Origin of the sequence: Marinobacter denitrificans, from assembly GCF_008795955.1 — a bacterium.
In the GTDB taxonomy this organism is placed as follows: domain Bacteria; phylum Pseudomonadota; class Gammaproteobacteria; order Pseudomonadales; family Oleiphilaceae; genus Marinobacter; species Marinobacter denitrificans.
Genome location: NZ_VMHN01000005.1, coordinates 90,144 through 109,199, shown reverse-complemented (window position 1 = coordinate 109,199; position 19,056 = coordinate 90,144). Strand labels below are relative to the sequence as shown.

Here is a 19,056-nt window from a genome sequence, read left to right as displayed (position 1 = left end):
TATTTCCACCTCTCTTCTACCGTTGCATATCATCGAGTTTAGACCTTGAGAAGCGCGTGAATAGAGCCGGCAAAACAAAAAGCGTTAGGAAAGTCGCAGTCACGAGGCCACCTACAATCACGCTGGCCAATGGCTTCTGGATTTCCGCACCCACGCCCGTCGACAATAGCATCGGTATCAAACCGAGTGCCGAGGTTATTGCTGTCATCAAGACAGGACGCAAACGGGAGACGGCACCTTCAAACACCGCAGTATCCACGTTCAACCCATCCTGTATTCGCTGATTGATGCTTTCGACCATTACGACCCCGTTAAGCACCGCCACACCAAACAGTGTGATAAATCCAACGGAACTGGGCACCGAAAGATACTGGCCGGAGATCCAGAGTGAAAAGACGCCACCAATAACGGCAAGCGGCACGTTGACCAGAATCAACAGCGCTTGACCAACCGAACTGAAAGCAAAGTACAGCAACAGCGCGATCAGGCCCAGAGATACAGGTACCACAATGGTCAATCGCTTCTGAGCTCGTTGCTGGTTTTCAAACTGACCACCAATATCCACCGAATAGCCGGGGGGAAGGTTCACTTCTGTCGCGATGGTATCCTGAATATCGGCAACCACACTGCCCATGTCACGACCCTGCACATTAGACTGAATGACCACACGGCGCTGAACGTCATCGCGGCGCACCTGAGGCGGGCCGGACTCAATAGACACATCGGCCACATCACCGAGTCTCACCCAGGCTCCGGACGGCGCCTGTAACCTGAAATCGGCAATGGCATCCCGGTCTTCCCGGAAACGTTTGGCCAGACGCACATAGATATCGTACCGCTCATTTCCGTTGATGATCTGGCCCGCGGCGGCACCACCCAGTCCATCCCGGACGACACTCATCACATCAGACACGGCAAGTCCGTACCGGGAGAGTGCCTGACGGTCAGGCTGAACCACCAACTGCGCTTCACCAGCAATCTGCTCCATGGCCACGTCTCGTGTTCCCTGAACTGTTCGGACCGCCGCTTCAATCTGCTGGCCTTTCTCCGCCAGTACGTCGAGATCCGGGCCAAAGAGTTTGATGGCCAGTTGCGCGCGGACACCTGACAGCAATTCATCAACCCGAGTCGCGATAGGCTGAGAAAAGTTAAACAGTAGCCCCGGGTGTTGTTCGAGCTTCTCCTCAATCAAAGCCTGCAATTCATAGCGATTACTGGCGCTGGTCCACTCGGCTGTTGGTTTGAGACCAATATATATCTCGATGTTATTGACTGGTTCCGGATCGCCGCCTATTTCCGCTCGGCCAGCCCGGGACAGGGCGTAGGTCACCTCTGGAAATTCCATCAGCATGGCCTCCAGTTTCGGCGCCACTTCAAGCGCGGTATCAAGGCTTGATGAGGGGGCTAGCGTTACCCGGAGGTTAATGGTCCCCTCTTCCAATTCGGGGACAAACTCAGTACCGAGTCGCGGCACGACCAAGGCCGCCAGCACAACAAGGACAGCTGCTGCACCGACAACAGAGCGGGTGTGTTTCAACGACCAGTCAAGGCCCTTGCGATAAAGCTTTTCGAGGGGCTTTAAAATGAAACTTTCCCGCTCCCGAATACCCTTGCGAAACATAAACGATGCCAAGGCCGGCACAACCACCAGAGCAACGATCACAGCGGACACGATGGCCAACATTATGCTGATCGCCATTGGCTGAAAAAGCTTGGCTTCCACACCTTCAAAGCTGAATAAAGGCATGAAAACGACCAGGATAATCGCCGTCGCGAAAAAAATTGGTCGCGCCACTTCCCGGCCTGCCTCCTGCAGTCGAAGCGCAATGCCATGGTCATCGTGTGACGCGTCCAATGGGTCAGGGTCGTTTTTCACCAATTCATCCCGACGGGCGTCATGCTCAGCATCCGGATGCGTCAGATGTTTGAACATGTTCTCGACCATAACAACAGAGCCGTCCACCAGCATGCCAATTGCCACAGCAATGCCGCCCAGAGACATCAAGTTGGCCGAGAGACCGAACCAGGCCATGATCATCAGCGCAATACCGATAGAAATCGGTATAGAAAGCAGCACGAGCGTTGTTGCCCGAAGATTCATCAGAAACAGGGCAAGCACGATCGCAATAAACACAAAAGCCAACAGAAGTGCATTGGTCACCGTCTCTACGGCCTTGGTCACCAGATCCGCCTGGTTGTAATAGGGCTCAAAACGAACCCCACTCGGAAGCGCCTGATTTATGCGATCAATGCGGGCCTCGATGCCGTCGATGGTGGCTTTTGTATTGGCCCCCATTCGTTTGAGTACAATGCCAGAAACCACTTCACCCAGTTGTTCAACCTGACCGTCTTCATCCTTCCGGGTCATGGTCACCGCACCCTGGCGAATTTCAGTGCCCAGCGCTACCTGGGCGACATCGCTCACCGTCACTGTAATGCCATCACTGGTTTTAACGGGCACTTGACGGATCTGCTCCAGCCCCTGCTCGCCATTACCCAGCCAGCCCATACCGCGAATAACCAACTGCTCCTGTCCACGGCCCATATACCAGCCCCCAACATTGGAGTTGGTGTTCTCCAGGGCGTCCATGACGTCGTTCTGTGATAAGTCATAGGACAGCATTCGCGCCGGGTTCAGATTGACCTGGTACTGGCGGACCTCTCCGCCAAACGACAGAATCTCTGTTACCCCTTCAGCAGGTATCAGCAACAGCTTGACCAGCCAGTCGTGCAAGCTGCGTAATTCCATTGCGTCGTACCCCGAATCCGGGTCCGCTATCAGCAAGTACTGGTAGACCTGGCCGAGACCGGACGTATTCGGGCCCATTTCAGGCACCCCGACCCCGTCCGGAATCAGCTCCCGCGCGGCCTGCAACCGCTCGAACACCAGTTGGCGCGCGAAATAGATATCCGTGCCCTCTTTAAAGACCACGGTGACACCAGACAACCCGGTTTTGGAGATGGACCGAACCTCCTCAACATCCGGCAACGCATACATCACCGCTTCAATGGGATAGGTGATCAGTTGCTCGACTTCCTCGGCCGCAAGTCCGGGCGCCTCTGTATTAACAGCGACCTGGACGTTTGTAACGTCAGGGAAAGCATCAAGATTCAGTTTTGGGATCTGAAACGCGGCCGTGGCGATAAGCACTGCAAGCGCAATAAGAACCAACAGGCGGTTCTGAACCGCCCAGTCGACAACTCGGTTGAACATAATGGCTCCCGGAATCAGTGGTTGTGTGGGTCAAAGCCGCCTTTGGCAATTTCAGAGGCCACAAAAAATGCGCCCCGCGAAACGATCCGTTGGCCTGCAGTCAGGCCCGAAATTTCACGGAGTCCGCCAATTGCGCGACCCAGTTCCACTTCCACAGGCTCGTACTCCCCTTCAGCCTCTTCCACATAGACCGTCCAGTCGCCATCGGCGCCTCGCATCAACGCACTCTCCGGCACCGCAAGCACCGGCTCCGTGGTTTTAAAAAGGAAATACACATCTGCAAACATTCCGGGATGAAAACGATCTTCCGGATTGTCCAGCTCCAACCGAACAATTCGCGTGCGGGTCACAGCGTCAATGGTATGAGCTTCCTGGGATACCGTTGCCACAGCTACTCGGCCTGCAACTCTTACTTCCGCTTCGGCCCCTTGCTTAAGGACAATGTCGGAGTTTGCTGGCAGGTGAGCCTCTACCCAAAGTTCGCTTTCATTAGCCAGAGTCACCAGCGGTTGGCCTGCCTCAACTCTTTGTCCTTGCTCAAACTCATCGGTCAGCACTGCGCCATCCACGCGAGCTCTGAGCGTGTATTCACCGAGACTACCTACGCCGCTGGCCTTCAACGCACCAATGTCATCATCGTTTAGCCCATAAGCAAGCAGAGTCGCCCTCGCCGCTTCAATATTCGCTTTCGCCGTATTGAACCGCTGATCACCAACCACGGAACGACCCAGCCCGCTGATTCGCTCCCATTCAGGAAAAGCCTTCCTGTAATCAGCCTGCGCCTGTGCCACCGTCTCACTGAACAGGGTTACCAGTTGCTGACCTTTGGTTACGTGCTCACCCAATTCCACGTGACGTCTCAACACCACCGAGGCAACCCGGGGGGACACGTGATAGCTGGTATAGCCGTTGGTCAGCAGCTCACCGGGAGCGTAGATTTCATAGTCAACGCGCTTGCTCTCGAGGGTTGCTACCTCAATGCCGGCGAGCTCTTTCTGTTTGGCATTGATGCTTGCGGTAGTTGATTCTTCATGACCACCATCGCTCTCCTCTTCGTGGCCATGACCTTCTTCCTCTTCATGCTCACGTTCTTCAGCATGCCCGCCCTCATGCTCATCCTCTTCACCGGTACCTTCTCGATGATCGTCGCCACCGGCGGCATGATCATGGCCCGCCTCGTTATGCGCATCTTCCTCGGCCTGCACCAATGAAGGGGGAGCTATAAACAGCGTCAATACAAATACTGAAATCAGAGTTTTTTTCATGATGACTATCCAGTTTCCAGAATATTATTGGAAGGGGGTGATCAGTTCGCCAGACTGGCTCAAGAGTTCAATCAGGCCCAGCTGCGCCAGCTTTTCCAGTTCAATACCGGTTTTCAGGCTCTCCGCGCGCTGGCCTAACGCCTGGAGATACTCAGAGGTGGAGAGGTCGCCGACCTGCCACTGCTTCTCAAGCAAATCGGCACTTCGCTGTACACGCCCCTGGGATAGTTCTTTCCATCGACGAAGTTGCTTGTCGTATCGCTTCCAGGAAGCGCGAGCGCCTGCCAGGTCATATTGTTGTTTCCGGTAGAGCGCCTGAAACCGCGCTTCGGCCTCCAGAGCCCGTCGATTCGCGGCCCGGATTTCAGCGCTGTAGTTATTACGGACGTTCAGAGGGATCGAGAATGTCAGGCCAACCACGTTCTCGCCGCCGTCACGCCCTCCGCTCAGCCCTACTGTCGGCGATGCTGTGGCTTTGCGTCTCGCAACCTCTGCCTCACTTTTCAGCACCTGCCACTCGGCTCGAGCGACTGCAATTGACGGGTGTGACAGCAGATCAGCCTCACCAATCTGGGACTCCAGCGCTGGCCATATATACTCGGGGATTCCCCCATCCTGAGGCCTCCAGTCCGGCAGACGTTCTTGAACCTGAGTTTCTGCCCGATCAACTGCGGCCTTTGCCTGGGCGACTTCGCTCAACTGACGGGATAGATTTAGAAACAGAAGCTCTGCATCGGCACGCCCCAGATCACCTGCCTGCTGGCGCTGTTCAACCTGGTCCAGCAAAGCATCCAGGCGCTGCTGTTGGGATTCAGCAATTTCCTCAAACAGCGTAGTGGCGCGCCACTCGACAAGCGCAAACAATGATTCAGACGTTTGTGTCAGAACTGCTTCGCTCAAGCCAGCTTGCGCAGACAGCCTGATCAGCTTTGCCTTCTCCTGTAATGCGCCCTGTTGATCAGACCAATCGATCGTTTGTGACAGCCCTGCCTCAAAGTTATTCTCACTGCCCGTTCTGTCTGCTCCTACGGACAACTCCGGGTTATACAGCGGTTGTTCGCTTGCCTCAGCGTCCTCTTTCCGCGCTGCCGCCTGCTCTGTCGCTGCCAGTACCTCCGGGTGCTTGCTTATCTGGCCAGTGAGCCAATTCGCCCAATTAACAGTCTCAGCTTGACCGAACAGAGGAATGGACAATAGTACTGAACACAGCAACGCCCGAGGCGAGTGCTTGCTTGCCTTCATCGACTTTCTCCCGAAGCGATTAATAGCCAAAAATCATAGGTGTAAGGCGCCTATGACGAGGCAGGAAAAGATCGAGATAATAAGTGCAAACTTTGAAATGAGTTTGAATTCGGAAAAACAGTTCAGATATGAGTCGCTAAAAACTCTTTGTAGCGCTTCTCAATGAGGCTAAGAACGGCAGCTCGCGACCAATCGCCGCGATGCCACCGTCTCATTTCAGGAAGGGGCTAGATTGAAGTGGGTTGGAGTGCGCTTTCGTCGGTCGCCCCGTCTTCAATACGAACGGCCTGAACCAGTCGGGATACCAGTACCTTGCCGTCCCCCGGGTGTCCATCCCGGGTCCTGCTCGTTCGCACAATGATGTCCACAACTTCATCGGCAACAGCATCGGTCGCTACATCTACTTCCAGCTTGACCATCTGCACTTTCTCCAGAGGCGATTCATCGCCAACCAGATGACCAAATTCGTTGAGAGACACGACAGCAATGCTTGCCACCCCCTTAACTTTGGCCAGAGCATCAACCACATGCTCTGCCATCACTTCTCTGACATACGCTTTTATTTCATACATAAACCGCCTCCTGACTATCAGACTTCAACGTCACGACGTTCGGATGCAAACCATTGATACACGCTGGGCAACACTACCAACGTCAGCAGCGTTGACGTGATCAGACCGCCAACCACAACCGTTGCCAGTGGCCGTTGGACATTAGAGCCAATGCCATCGGCCAGCAGCAGGGGAATCAGCCCCAGAATAGCCACAGAGGCTGTCATCAGAACCGGCCGCAAACGACGTTGAGCGCCCAGCTTGACTGCTTCAGTGACTTCGTAGCCTTCGTCCCGCAACTGATTGATGTAGCTCACCATTACCACACCGTTCAGTACGGCTACGCCAAACACCGCAATGAACCCCACAGCAGCGGGCACGGAGAGGTAAAGCCCCGTCACAAACAACGCGACAATGCCACCAGTAACCGCAAAGGGCACATTCATGAAGATCAGCGCCGCATAGCGAAGACTACTGAATGCAGAAAAGAGAAGCAGGAAAATAAGCGCCAGGGTAATGGGCACAACGATCGCTAGCCGCGCCATGGCCCTTTCTTGGTTCTCAAACTGACCGCCGAACTCCACGAAATACCCCGGCGGCATATCCACTTGCTCCTCGATCCGCTTGCGCAAATCCTGAACAACACCGCCCATATCGCGACCACGCACGTTCATCTGCACGTACTGACGGCGACTGGCATTGGAGCGTGAAATTTTCTTGGGGCCTGCGTACATTTCAACATCGGCCACCCGTGCAAGCGGGATAAGCTCGCCACTGTTGCCCCTGAGGGGAAGCTTTCTGATTTCATCGATGGACCCGCGATAGGACTCTTGCAGCCGGGCGAAAATCTCAAATCGACGGACACCGTCGAAGACCAGCCCGGCGCCTTTACCACCTATACCGGTTTCAACCGTACTCATCAGGTTATCGACGCTGATGCCGAACTGCGCCAGTACTTCACGGTCGGGGCGAATCACGATCTGTTTTTTACCCGCACTCTGCTGAGCGCGGACGTCCGTTGCACCCGGCACCTCTTGCGCCAGTGCCGCCACTTCCCTGCCGATCCGGCCCAACTCGTCCAGGTCGTCGCCGAAAATGCTGGCAACCAGTTGCGCCTGAACGCCTGACAGGAGTTCGTCGGTTCTGAGCTGAATCGGTTGGGACAGATTGTTGGCAAGCCCAGGAACCCGATCATCCAAAGCATCGGCAATCCTGCTTTGGAGATCCTCGTAGCTCACGTCCTCTCGCCACTGATCCAGGGGCTTCAGATTGACAAGCGTCGCGACAACGTTCACAGGTTCAGGATCACCACCGACCTCGGCACGACCGATCCTGGCATAGGTGCCGGTGACTTCTGGAAATTCGTCTACAACGGACTGAATCCGTTTGCCATATTTGATGGCGGATTCAAGACTGGCTCCAGGAGGCAGTGTCGAGCGAATCTGGAACGTGCCTTCCCTGAGCGTGGGCACGAATTCGCTCCCGAGATAGGGAAACAGCAGAAGACTGCCGGCAAAAGCAATGACGGCAACGCCCATCACAATCTTAGGGGCTTTGACGACAGTATTCACTACCGGCTTGTATAGCCGGTTCAGGAACAGAACCAGCTTCGGCTCTTTGTGACGCCCGCCCATCTTGAATGTCAGGGAGGCCAGAACAGGCACCAACGTCAACGCGAGTAACAGCGCACCGATCAACGCAAAGCTGATGGTGTAGGCCATGGGCGAAAACAGCTTGCCCTCAACGCCCTGTAGCGTAAACAACGGAAGAAAAACGATGATAATAATGCCAATCGCAAACACGATCGGACGAGCCACTTCCCGGGCTGACTCACCTACAAGCCTCAGAACGCTGATCTTTTCATCGGATCGCTCCTCAAGGTGTCGGAAGATGTTCTCTATCATCACGACAGCGCCGTCCACCATCATGCCGATGCCAATAGCCAGCCCCCCCAGACTCATCAGGTTGGCCGACAGGCCCGACATGCGCATAGCAATGAACGCAAAGAGTACAGACAACGGCAACGTCGCCACCACGATCAGTGTGGAACGAATATTACCCAGGAACAGATAGAGAAAAACCAGCACCAGAACCGAGCCTTCAAGCAGCGCTTTCTCGACAGTGCCTATAGCCTTGCCCACCAAGTCTGCCTGAGAGTAATACGCTTCTATTTTCAGCCCTTCAGGAAGTGACTTGTTCAGATCATCGATTTTTGAGTTGACATCCTCTAGAACCTGACTGGTGTTGGTACCAATCAATTTCATCACGTAGCCGCCCACGGACTCCTCACCTGAGGACACCTCTGCGCCACGGCGAATTGCCGGTCCAAGGCCAACCTCCGCCACATCCTTGACGTAAATAGGAGATTCTCCCTCACTCTTGGACACAATGATGTTCCGGATATCTTTGATGCCTGCGGTACCGGAGTTGACCCAGCCGTAACCACGGACAATGTACTCTTCACCTCCTCGAGTAATGAATGAGGCGCCAACGTTACGATTATTCTGGGTGAGGGCACCGCGAACATCAGACACCGTCAGGTTCCTTGCCTGAAGCTTCTGCGCATCAATATTGACCTGGTACTGCTTTACCTCGCCGCCGATAGAAAGCACACCGGTTACGCCCGGCACGGTCCTGAGCTGGGGTTTGACAATCCAGTCCTGAATCGTGCGAATTTCCTGCAGGCTGTATTGATCTTTATCCTCAGCTTCCAGGGAATACATCAGGATGCGCCCAAGACCGCTTGCGATGGGCCCGAGTTCGGGTTCCCCCATCCCTTTGGGAATCTGGCGCTTGGCCTCGGATAGCCGTTCGTTTACCAGCCGCCTGGCGAAGTAGATATCGGTGCCATCTTCGAAATAGATGGTCACCCGCGAAAGTCCGAAAATCGACGTGCTCTGCACTTTTTCTAACTTGGGAATACCATACATGCTGATCTCAACGGGATAGGAAATCAGCGTTTCGATATCAACCGGCGACAATCCAGGACTGGTAGTGAATACCTGAACCATGGTCGGTGTCGCGTCCGGAAACGCATCCACCGGCAGTTTTTGAAATGAAAATACGCCGGCAACGATCACGGCGATAGCAAAGACAAGCGTCATCAGACGATTGTTCAGCGCATAATTCACAATTGCGTTGATCATGCTCCCCCCGAGTATTAGTGTCCGTGAGCGGCGCTGCGGCCACTGGCGGTAATGGCCGACATCAGATCAAAAGCGCCCACTGAGACCACTTCCGTGTTTGCGCTGATGCCGGACTTAATCTCTATCCAGTCGTTAGCCTCCTTACCAAGAGTGACTGGAACCGCCTTGTAGGCTCCCCCTTCATTACCCGGAACAAATACAACGGACTCGTCATCGATGGTTTGCACGGCATCGTGTGGAACTAGGGGCAGTGATGCCGCCGATTGAGTCATGACTCTCGCTTTGGCATAGGTATTTGGACGAAGGTCGCCGTTGGGGGATTCGAGTACAACGCGAACCGTAATGGTGCGGGTTTCCTCATCAAGCTCATTTGAGATCCAGGACACTTCCCCGGTGTGAAAGCGGTCTGCAACCGACTTTGAGAAGACCTGAACTTCATCTCCGACGGATACCCTGCCAATGTCAGTTTCGGCAACTTGCAACATCACCCACACCACAGAGGTATCAGCTACGGTAAAAGGCGTATCTGAAGAGCTTAAGGTTTGGCCCAACCGGGCATCCATGCGCTCAATGCGCCCCTGGATAGGAGAACGGAGCGCGTACTGTGCAAGACTGCTATCTGCGCCTGACGAATCACTGCCAAAAACCTCCAGTTGCTCACGAATTGAATCGTACTCCGCTGTAATCTCAAGATAAGCGGCCTTGGCGTCCAGGAACTCTTCTTCGCTGGTGAAGCTTTCACTCCGCAATTGCTTTTCTCGCTGATACTCCGCAGTCGCGGCTTCTTTCCGAGCTTTCAACGAGTTCAGGCGGGAACGAATGCGAGCCAACTCAACGCTGTTTAACGTGGCCAACAACTGGCCTTTTTCAACCTGGTCCCCCAGATCAACAGCCAGTCTCGTAAGCTTTCCCTGCAATAGCGGCCCTACCTCAGCGACGCGATCCGGAACATAATGAACTTCAGCTGGCGCAGTAACGATATTATCAGCACGACCTCGGGGCACCGTTACAGTCTGCACGGAGAGCAACTCCCGCTGCTCTGGAGTCAGGTGAACCTCGCGAGCCTCACTGCCTTCAGCCGCGTGCCCAGCCTCATCTTCTTGGTGCTGCCCTCCTTCGGCGTTTTCGGCGCCAGACACCAGTGGCTGATAGACCAGAAAACTGATCGCGACAAACAATATCTGCATATTTCGAATCATCTAAACACCTTCGATGTAAGAGAATGTTCAACCATTAATTTTTTTCATCAGGACCCGGATGACATTGAAAGGGCACCACCGGTGCTCACTTCCAATGCCCGGACGGCGTCGATATAGTCGTGTTGCACTTGGACGTATTCCTGCCTCACCGACAAAAGATTGTCCTGGGCGGCCAGGACATCGGAAGCATCGACTTTTCCCGCCTGAAGGGCTTTCTGCATCAGTTGCAGCGTTTCCTCCGAACGTTCGAGAATCGACTCGTTCATCTGGCGCAATCTGCGTGCGGCGGATTCGTACTGGGCCACAGCGGATACGACCTGGCGCTCAGTAGCCAAACGTAGCGCCTCGGCCTCAAGCTCGGAGATTTTCAACTGAGCCGAGGCCTTCTTTTTTTCACCGGAATAATCATGAAACACGGTCAGAGGCATCGACACACCTGCACCAAAAAGGTTGGATCTTTCCTCCCGCTCGTAGAATCCGAATACTTTCAGGTTCGGAATCGTCAGGCTCTTGGCCAGTTCCAGGCTGGACTCATTCGCAGCAATTCTCTCGGCCGCCGCCTTCAGATCCCCTCTCTGGCGCTGAGCCATCGCGACAAGCCGATTAGTTGGTGGCAAGTTGGCACGAACTACATTGAGTTCTCCCGTCACCCCAACCGCATCGGAGGGGGACACTCCAAGAACTTCCGTCAGGTCAATTTTTGACTGCCTAAGCTTTTGCGCCGCTTCAGCCTTTTGATTTTTAGCTCTTGCCAAGCCAATGACGGCGGTATTGAGCTCAATTCGAGTCTGCTTACCCCGCTCAACGGACACCTCAACCAGCTCTTTGGTTCGACGCATCAGCTCAACGGTGCGGGTTGCAGTTTCCAGCTCTTTCTGAGCAAGCAGTATCTTGAAGTAAGCTGACCGCACTCGCGCCTTGGTGGCCACTTTCAGGTATTCGAGTTCCTGCTGTTGAGAAGTGAGAGCGCTCTGAGCACGCGACTGACCGAGATCGCCCCGATTGCCCATCCAGACTTCCTGAGTAACCCGAACCTCGTAATTCAGTGACTGATCTGCCTTATCTGGATTATCACGGCCACTCAGCTCAAGCTCTGGGTTGCTTGGCGCCCAGCGGCTGGCATGGTCGAGCTCAGCTTCTTGCATGGACACTGCAGCCCGTCTCAACGCCAACACCGGGCTATTCTCAAATGCCATTGCCATTGCCTCATTCAAGGAGACAGACTGGCTGGCCTTGGCTCGCTGGAACTCCTTGAGTGAAACGCTCTCCCCGGCAGTGGCAGCCACCGAAGGTATGACGTTCAAGACTCCGGGTACTATCAGCACCCACAACAACAGTCGTTTGTTCATTCAATATCATCCTGGCTATTTGACTGAGATACATGAATCAGCGTTTTCGCCGTAACTACCAAGACAACCCTACAGACAGACCTTTAAATCAGTCTGAATTCGGCGCCATCACACCTAAACTCGTACGGAGTTCAACGAAACTATGGCGGGGTATACGCCAAAAAGAGGTGAAAGAAAGAGACAAAAGAGGAGGGCATCGTCCAGCGCATGGGAGGGAGCGCAGATAAGAAACGACGGGCCTATTTCAGCCCGTCGTTGGGTCCAATTATGTGAAGCAACACTATGAACGATTAAAAATCGAACTGCGCAGCCAGTTGCAGGCGAGTGTTATCAGCAGATTCGCCATTGGCCAACTCTTTGTCTGCGAAGGAAAGCTCCAATCCCAGCGTTACCGGGTCAGCAACTTTGTAGAAGTTGCTGAAGTGAACGCTTTGCAGGGTTTCAAAGGAGTTCGGGAACAGATCTGCTGGCTGATCGCCCTCTACGCGCCCATAGGACAGACCAGAGGAGAACTTCGGCGTCCACTGCTGACTGATAGCAACGTTGGCACCGTATGCCTCAATGGTTTCAAGATCGCCGTTGGCGTCGATGTATGCTTCACCAATACCAGTGCGGCTAGCGCTGCTGTCATTATTGCTGAAGGAACTGTAGATGTAACGACCCACGCCGTCACCAAAGATCGCCCCTGCCATGACCGTGGTGGCGTCGGTCAGGCTTAGCCGACCAGCAATCAAAACGCCATAACCAAAGGCGTTATCATCGCCCGTAGCAGTTGCAGAGTCAGTCTGCAGCGAACGTGCCAGGCCGGCAACTTCAATGCCACCTGCACTGCCTGCCCACTTGTACTTGGCAGTCAGATCCGGCGCATTATCGCGAGAGTCTTCAAATCCGGTGGTTTCCGGATTCTCAGCGGACACTGAGAAGTTAGCGCCACCGCCAAGAGGCATCGTGTAGCGCAGCTGTGCCTGACGAATAAAAGAAACACCTACAGGGCCATCAAAATCAACAGTAGACGGATATGCGGTAAATTGCATGAAGTTACTCCAAGTCTGACCCGCAAGCAGACCGTTCAATTCGCCATAGGCGTGACGTATACGCAGGCCTCTGGAGTTGGAGAAGATTTCGTTACCGCCACCACCGTAGAAGTCACCTTCAACGGTGGTCTTTACCTCGCCCGCGTCGGTTGGAGTGGTTGTCTTGATGCGGACACGTGACTGCCGGGCATGGGCGCGAAAAGAAGGATCGCTTTCATCGTTAGCCGTGTCGAGGCCAGCTACGAAAAGACTGTCACCCATGTCCTGATCAAAATCGTAAATCATGTCCAGCTTGACATAACCACCGATTGTTACGGCGGTATTGGTGCCGGGCACCATCCAACCTTCCGAACCCTTGCTTTCCGCCATGCCATCCAGTTGACGCTGCAAATCATTTATTTGTGTCTGAAGTTCAGTTGCAGATTGCGCATGAACAGACGGGGCCAGCAGACCCGTTACCGCAAGCGCCAGTGTCGCTCTCATCGCTAACCTGAGTTTATTAGTTTGCATTGTAAATCAGTCTCCATGAGCCTTCGTTGTATTTCATCTGACCGGTAATTGGCATCGAACAAACCGACCCCTAGTGTGCTGTCTGGTTAATTCGTTAACCTACTGCGAGCTTATGAAGGCTTTGGGCAAGGCGCTGATCTGAAGGCATGGTGGTTCCATGTCGAAGAGCAGCAACGCAGATCCAAAGCCTTCATAAGCTCGCCCGGCGGGAGGCCCTGATAATCTGGCTAGCGGCGTTGCACCGGCTTGACGTGGAACCACCACACCTTCGCCGCTGCGCCTTGCTTTCCAGATTCTCAGGACCTCAGTAGGTAAACGAATTAACCAGACAGCACACTAGCGCGTCTCAGTTGTAGGCCACTTCCGGTAAGTGGGTCGTTGATCTCGCACTTTTCGCCAAATCAACGACGTGCCATGTATAGCAGGTGAACTTGAAACGAAATTGAAAAAAATGCTCTTTAATACCTTTGTATTAACGATCCCGTCGCAACGTTTTTCTAACGGTGTTCTCTTTTCATGATCTAATTTTATTTTTTCAAGCTGAGTTAAAGTTCATCTGTTTTCATAAATGGGAAGATCATTCAACTTAAAGGTGACTCTATGAGAAAACATCTCTTTCTCGCATCTCTAGCATTAACCTTGGCTGCAGGAAGTCTCCATGCCACTGAGGCCAATAGTGGTAAGCTGGCACAAAACATGCTTTCCGAAAGCGGCATTCAGGACATGAAGAGACAGCATAGAGTAATGACACAGGCAGCCGCATCTGAAGTGGGCATGGAGGCTCGCCGAAAATTGATGCTATCGAATAAGGACGATATCTATCACGAGATGATCGAATCGGGAGATATCAATCTATCTGAATTGGACCAGTTTTCAAAAGATCAGTTTAGTCATTAGAACAAGTTTCGCACTAAGCGCCTGTTGATTTAAGAAGAAAATTCTTTCGATAAATGACGTTTCAAAGCCAGTTGCATCGTGAATGGTCTCCACCATTCCGTCTTGCCGCACTACTTTTGTAGTGCGGCTTTTTTAGTCCTAGATTTAATCGATAACAACTTCTAACCAACTGCTTGGCAGACAACATGCCCAGAAAAAAACGACGCCCTTCAATAAAACGGAAACTGCTTACTTTTCTGACACTAACGGGTTTCGCGTGTACCGGGCTAATATTCTTCTCACACACCCTTTTAATCGACTATATCCATGACGAGCTTCACAGACAGCAGCTACAGGCTGCAGCTAACCAGCTCTCAAAGATACTAACCAATGATAAAGAAGTAATTACAAAATCCTCTCTCAGAAATTTTTCATTGTCTCAATATTCTGTTCACATCGAAGACAGTCAAGGCCGGAGTTTTACAAGCGAGAACATTAAACCGAAATTACAGGTGGTAGAATCGTTCAGAAAGCCTGGAATTTTTCACATATCGGATGATGATCGATCAATCCTTGGCTACTACAAAATGTTTAATAAAAGGCAAGATAAACTAAGCGTTACTATAATTGAAAGAAGCTCCTACTCCCCAAACACACTTGACAAAATCCATGTTATTATATGGATCATATCGTTTACAATTCTCGTTACGATATCAATGATCATATTTATTGGGGTAACTATCGCACTAAAACCTTTAAAAATGATGAGCGCCCAATTAACTTCGCTTAAAAAGGGTGAGCGTAATAGACTGGATGAGAGCGTACCTGAAGAATTCGATGAACTTGTCAAACATCTTAATCGTCTATTAGAGTCGTACGACAAAAAACTTGCCCGTTCACGCCACCTAGCCGCAGATATTTCTCATAGCTTAAAAACCCCCCTTGCCGTCATAAACTCCATGATCAATGACGAAGCCATTCCCACCACAATCGCGAGTCAAATTAAGTCTCAACTGTCTGAAATGCACGAGCTGATCGACACTCAAATGAGAAAAACCGAAATGTCCGGTCAGTACATTGGAAAGGCGACACCAATCATTGAGAGAACTCTGGCACTGGTGGACGTCGTCAGCCGAATCTATCCTTACAAACAGATCCATCTTCAAGAAAGATTACCCAGAGAGCTTGTCTGGCCAATTGATGAGCGTGATTTTAATGAGATCTTGGGCAATGTTCTTGATAACGCTAGCAAATGGTGCTCCCAGGAAGCTCATCTACACTTGAAACTTCACGATGACATTTTGACTATTCTTGTTGAAGATGACGGCCCAGGAGTGGCTTCACACCAACTTGCCGATCTTACCAGGCGCCAGAAAAGATTGGATGAAACAACTCCTGGCTACGGTCTTGGACTTTCAATCGTTCAGGAAATCATAAATGACTACGGTGGCGCCATGCACTTTTCAACATCACCTAAAGGCGGTCTTCGGGTTCTAATCGAGCTTCCCAGAAGCATTTGACGACTACAAGGGCAACTTATCCAGCTTTAGTCAGCGACCAGTAGGCATAGCAGCCCGATACACCAACGTCTCAACGTCAAAACTGTCACTTTGAACTGAGTTTTCATCCGGCGACATAAAGAATAACTCTGTATTGCCTGATACGGGGGACACCGGAACCGACGTTAGAAGACTTGTTGACTGCGTTTTGGGAGATTTCCCGGATCTCAGCGTCAACCAATCAACTCGAGTATCATAAACACCTATCATATCTTCGGCTGCACTGGATTCCTGTGGAATCCCGATATTAACTGCGTCCCCACCGGAGCGTACGAGCAGGTTCGGCAAAAATAGTGTTTGCCTCGGACTAAACACCAACTCAGGCGACACGTCGTAAGTCATACTCGTGCCTGCCACCCGGCTTCCAATCTCATAGTCCAGATGTGGGCCCTCGGTGCCAGCAGGGAAAAATGAAACCTTCCCTTGGGAGACGGTCACCATATTCAAAGGTCTCGGTTCGTTCTGAACAACGGCACCGATTACCCGGAACACTGGCGTGTACTGGCTTAATTCTTCATGAACGGCCTTCTCAAGATCAGGCCCGTTCGGTGAGATTGATATTTTATAGATCTCTGAACCAAACCCCTGCTCTGAGTAGAAAGACTGCCCGAGAATAGTTTCCCGGCGACCGTCAGCGTCCAAATCCTGCAATCCCAAGATTAAGGGAATGAAACCGATGGTTTCAGCCTTCCCCTCGGCCAACTGGATCAAAGAACTTGAAACACTACGGCCATTCCACTGATTCAAAATGAGGTAATATGAGTTCTCTGAAACGTACCAGTCCATTCGGATGACTTTCTCCCGACGGGGCACCTCAATGGACGCCAGGCTCTGAACAGCCCCGCTGGAATCAACAAGGAAAAAGCTGAGTTTGTTTCCATGCTCCGCCGCAAAATAGTAATCGCTGCCAGAACGAAACGCGGACAACGACTTTGCATTGATTGGCAGCTTCGCATATGGAGACGATGAAGCCTCCCCCTCAACTGAACCTACCCGATGTGCTTCAGCATCGGTCTGTACAATGCCGACCAACCAGGTGTTATTGTAGGTCGCGACGGCTTGACCTCTACCAGTAACCTGAAAACGCACCAATGGCAGATCACTTGACGCCTCTGGCTCCTCCCGCCACAGGAGATCAGGAAACCTGGATTTCAACGCCGGCGTTACCGGCCTGGGATCGCCGGCTCTGTCAGTAAACACCGCCGGAATACCGTAGAAGCGCTTCGATACAGCTCCAACGGAGGGCATCGTTCCAAACAGCACTTTCCCTACTGCTTGATCCTTTCCGATACTCTCGATACCGATGACTGCAAGGTTTTTCTCCGGGATGCCTGCATGATCAGGCTCCCGCAACACAACAAACAAATCACCTACCTCAACAGTGGCATCGTCGACTGTGAGGGAAAGCACTTTTTGATCACGATCTACCTGAATGACCTTTGCCTTTGCTGGATGCTCACGCTCAACCGCCTGTACCGCACCAGCTAGTAGTAGCATCAGGAACACAAATACTGCAGAACGAGTCATCATAGGAAAAAGTCACTTAATGCGGATTCATTTCGTATAACAAAAGCGGGGTGGCGCTCCCACCACCCCGTTCTTGTTAGAACTTGTACCTTACCCGACCGGCAACATGAACAATGTCCTGATCGCTTTTGCCGTCCTGTAAGGCAGTTTCCTCCAGCGCATCCATGGCATCGCCTGATGCCAGGTATGCAGCTTCTGCCGACAGCTCAAGCGAAGGGTATGGGAAGTACGAGACCTTGGAACCAAATTCCAGTCCGAGATCTTTTGAGGACGATCCATCTGCAAGTGCAATATTCTCAGCCAAGCGGTTGTAGACCATCATTCCGCTGACCGTAATATTGGCCGCTAGTTTATGATCGAGCTGAAGCTTGTTCATGAAATACCCTTTGTCGAGGATATAGGGCGTTTCGGCGAAGTAGTCATCGCTCGTCATGTTTTCCTGAAAAATCATACTGTCGCTGAAGTCGACATCCGTGGCGATGAAGGCGTCGAAGTCCGCATCTTGCTCATTGCCATCGCCCGATGCGTAGAGCAAGGTGTACGTCAGTTGGTTTGGTCCAAATTGCAGCCCGAGCTCGCCGCGTCCCAGAAAGGTGGAAAGGTCGTAGTTCGTATTGGGATTCGTAGCACCATTCAAAGGAACGAAATTGACCCCCTCTATTGTGCCGCTTTGGCCAATCACCGTACCCTTCACGAACATGCGGCCTAGCGACGTCTCCTGATCATAATCCATCTCCACCCCAAAGCTTGAAACGGAATATTTGGAGTTATCAGCGATGCTCTTCAGTTCATATTCCCTGCTATTTACCGTACCTACTCCTTCAGCAATTTGATCATTCATCTGATAGAGGTAGAAAAGGCCTGCGCTCAGGTTCGGTGAGTAACGCTTGTTCAGGTTGATCGCGAAGTTGTCCGCGCCATCCCAGCCTTCGTCCTGTTCTGAGTCGACGCCGCTCTCATTGGAAGAGTCACCCCGCCCCCATAACAACTGATAGTCAAATCCAGAGCCCAGTGAGCCTTTCCAAACAGCGGCTGTGGCGGTTTCATTCCAGACATGTCGGTTTACTGACACTGGCTGCAAGCCTAGCGATACGCGCTGATCTAGCGTGTTGGGCACCAAAAAATCCACATAAGCCCACCGTGTTTCGATGTTGACACCATCACCGGAATAGTCGCCACCCGAGCCCTCACCGTAGCGGATGCCACCAATCTCCGTCGCAAAAACACCGGTAACTTTTTTGTCATCGGAAGTTGCTTTCGCCCAGAAGCGATATTTGACCTCGCCGAAGCTCTCGGTCGGCTCGTCATCTTTCAGCGTACCGCCACCTGAGTTACCACCAGAAAACCAGTCTCTTTGATTGGTGTAAGCCTGAAAGCGGTTATCCATATCACCGTGGAATTCAATCTCCGCTGCCGTCGCGGCCCAACTTCCCGACAGTGTTGTCATCCCTGCAATCGCAGTGGCCAGAATGTTGCGTTTCAACGTAATCCCCTCCAGTTTCTTTCTTGATTGTTTGTGATATCCGATTCGTACGGATCGTGGCGTAAATCTTAAAACCAGCTAGAACAACGGACTAAAGGTCA

General features: G+C 52.4%; 12 protein-coding genes. 2 read left to right on the top strand and 10 right to left on the bottom strand.

The genetic code is table 11. The features are described from left to right. Positions 1-16: 16 nt before the first annotated feature. The 8 genes from FO268_RS15215 to FO268_RS15180 form a co-directional block, all read right to left on the bottom strand. Positions 17-3,214 (bottom strand): efflux RND transporter permease subunit, encoded by a 3,198-nt coding sequence (locus FO268_RS15215; protein ID WP_004581710.1) that lies wholly within the window; start codon positions 3,212-3,214, stop codon positions 17-19. Positions 3,215-3,228: 14 nt separating this feature from the next. Further along, positions 3,229-4,479, bottom strand: coding sequence for an efflux RND transporter periplasmic adaptor subunit (locus FO268_RS15210; RefSeq protein WP_004581709.1), 1,251 nt, complete (start codon positions 4,477-4,479; stop codon positions 3,229-3,231). A gap of 24 nt (positions 4,480-4,503) precedes the next feature. Then, positions 4,504-5,721 (bottom strand): TolC family protein, encoded by a 1,218-nt coding sequence (locus tag FO268_RS15205; protein WP_058092801.1) that lies wholly within the window; start codon positions 5,719-5,721, stop codon positions 4,504-4,506. Positions 5,722-5,948: 227 nt separating this feature from the next. Continuing rightward, the gene (locus FO268_RS15200; RefSeq protein ID WP_007151691.1) at positions 5,949-6,293 is read right to left on the bottom strand and encodes a P-II family nitrogen regulator; all 345 of its coding nucleotides are present in this window, start codon (positions 6,291-6,293) and stop codon (positions 5,949-5,951) included. 17 nt (positions 6,294-6,310) lie between these two features. Beyond that, positions 6,311-9,418: an efflux RND transporter permease subunit gene (locus FO268_RS15195; RefSeq protein WP_113880236.1), complete on the bottom strand. Its 3,108-nt coding sequence runs from the start codon at positions 9,416-9,418 to the stop codon at positions 6,311-6,313. A gap of 14 nt (positions 9,419-9,432) precedes the next feature. Continuing rightward, on the bottom strand, positions 9,433-10,617 hold the full coding sequence (locus FO268_RS15190) for an efflux RND transporter periplasmic adaptor subunit (RefSeq protein ID WP_150994152.1): 1,185 nt from the start codon (positions 10,615-10,617) through the stop codon (positions 9,433-9,435). 47 nt (positions 10,618-10,664) lie between these two features. Beyond that, complete coding sequence (locus FO268_RS15185) at positions 10,665-11,966, bottom strand: TolC family protein (RefSeq protein WP_150994151.1); 1,302 nt, start codon at positions 11,964-11,966, stop codon at positions 10,665-10,667. A gap of 290 nt (positions 11,967-12,256) precedes the next feature. Further along, positions 12,257-13,510 carry a DcaP family trimeric outer membrane transporter gene (locus tag FO268_RS15180; RefSeq protein ID WP_225316752.1) on the bottom strand — a complete coding sequence of 418 codons (1,254 nt, stop codon included), beginning with the start codon at positions 13,508-13,510 and terminating at the stop codon, positions 12,257-12,259. 600 nt (positions 13,511-14,110) lie between these two features. Between FO268_RS15180 and FO268_RS15175 the strand changes: the two genes are divergently transcribed. Both FO268_RS15175 and FO268_RS15170 read left to right on the top strand, forming a co-directional pair. Next, entirely contained in the window at positions 14,111-14,407 is a 297-nt protein-coding gene (locus tag FO268_RS15175) for a hypothetical protein (protein WP_150994150.1), read from the top strand. 185 nt (positions 14,408-14,592) lie between these two features. Beyond that, positions 14,593-15,906, top strand: a complete 1,314-nt coding sequence (locus tag FO268_RS15170) for an ATP-binding protein (protein ID WP_150994149.1) — start codon at positions 14,593-14,595, stop codon at positions 15,904-15,906. 30 nt (positions 15,907-15,936) lie between these two features. Here the strand turns inward: FO268_RS15170 and FO268_RS15165 are convergent, their stop codons facing one another. Then, on the bottom strand, positions 15,937-17,475 hold the full coding sequence (locus FO268_RS15165) for a hypothetical protein (protein WP_150994148.1): 1,539 nt from the start codon (positions 17,473-17,475) through the stop codon (positions 15,937-15,939). A gap of 73 nt (positions 17,476-17,548) precedes the next feature. After that, positions 17,549-18,955: a hypothetical protein gene (locus tag FO268_RS15160; RefSeq protein WP_150994147.1), complete on the bottom strand. Its 1,407-nt coding sequence runs from the start codon at positions 18,953-18,955 to the stop codon at positions 17,549-17,551. Positions 18,956-19,056: the final 101 nt, after the last annotated feature.

What these genes read in the sequence shown, in the direction of transcription:
- FO268_RS15215 (WP_004581710.1), bottom strand. Translation starts at nt 3,214, where the DNA reads ATGTTCAACCGAGTTGTCGACTGGGCGGTTCAGAACCGCCTGTTGGTT.
- FO268_RS15210 (WP_004581709.1), bottom strand. Translation starts at nt 4,479, where the DNA reads ATGAAAAAAACTCTGATTTCAGTATTTGTATTGACGCTGTTTATAGCT.
- FO268_RS15205 (WP_058092801.1), bottom strand. Translation starts at nt 5,721, where the DNA reads ATGAAGGCAAGCAAGCACTCGCCTCGGGCGTTGCTGTGTTCAGTACTA.
- FO268_RS15200 (WP_007151691.1), bottom strand. Translation starts at nt 6,293, where the DNA reads ATGTATGAAATAAAAGCGTATGTCAGAGAAGTGATGGCAGAGCATGTG.
- FO268_RS15195 (WP_113880236.1), bottom strand. Translation starts at nt 9,418, where the DNA reads ATGATCAACGCAATTGTGAATTATGCGCTGAACAATCGTCTGATGACG.
- FO268_RS15190 (WP_150994152.1), bottom strand. Translation starts at nt 10,617, where the DNA reads ATGATTCGAAATATGCAGATATTGTTTGTCGCGATCAGTTTTCTGGTC.
- FO268_RS15185 (WP_150994151.1), bottom strand. Translation starts at nt 11,966, where the DNA reads ATGAACAAACGACTGTTGTTGTGGGTGCTGATAGTACCCGGAGTCTTG.
- FO268_RS15180 (WP_225316752.1), bottom strand. Translation starts at nt 13,510, where the DNA reads ATGCAAACTAATAAACTCAGGTTAGCGATGAGAGCGACACTGGCGCTT.
- FO268_RS15175 (WP_150994150.1), top strand. Translation starts at nt 14,111, where the DNA reads ATGAGAAAACATCTCTTTCTCGCATCTCTAGCATTAACCTTGGCTGCA.
- FO268_RS15170 (WP_150994149.1), top strand. Translation starts at nt 14,593, where the DNA reads ATGCCCAGAAAAAAACGACGCCCTTCAATAAAACGGAAACTGCTTACT.
- FO268_RS15165 (WP_150994148.1), bottom strand. Translation starts at nt 17,475, where the DNA reads ATGATGACTCGTTCTGCAGTATTTGTGTTCCTGATGCTACTACTAGCT.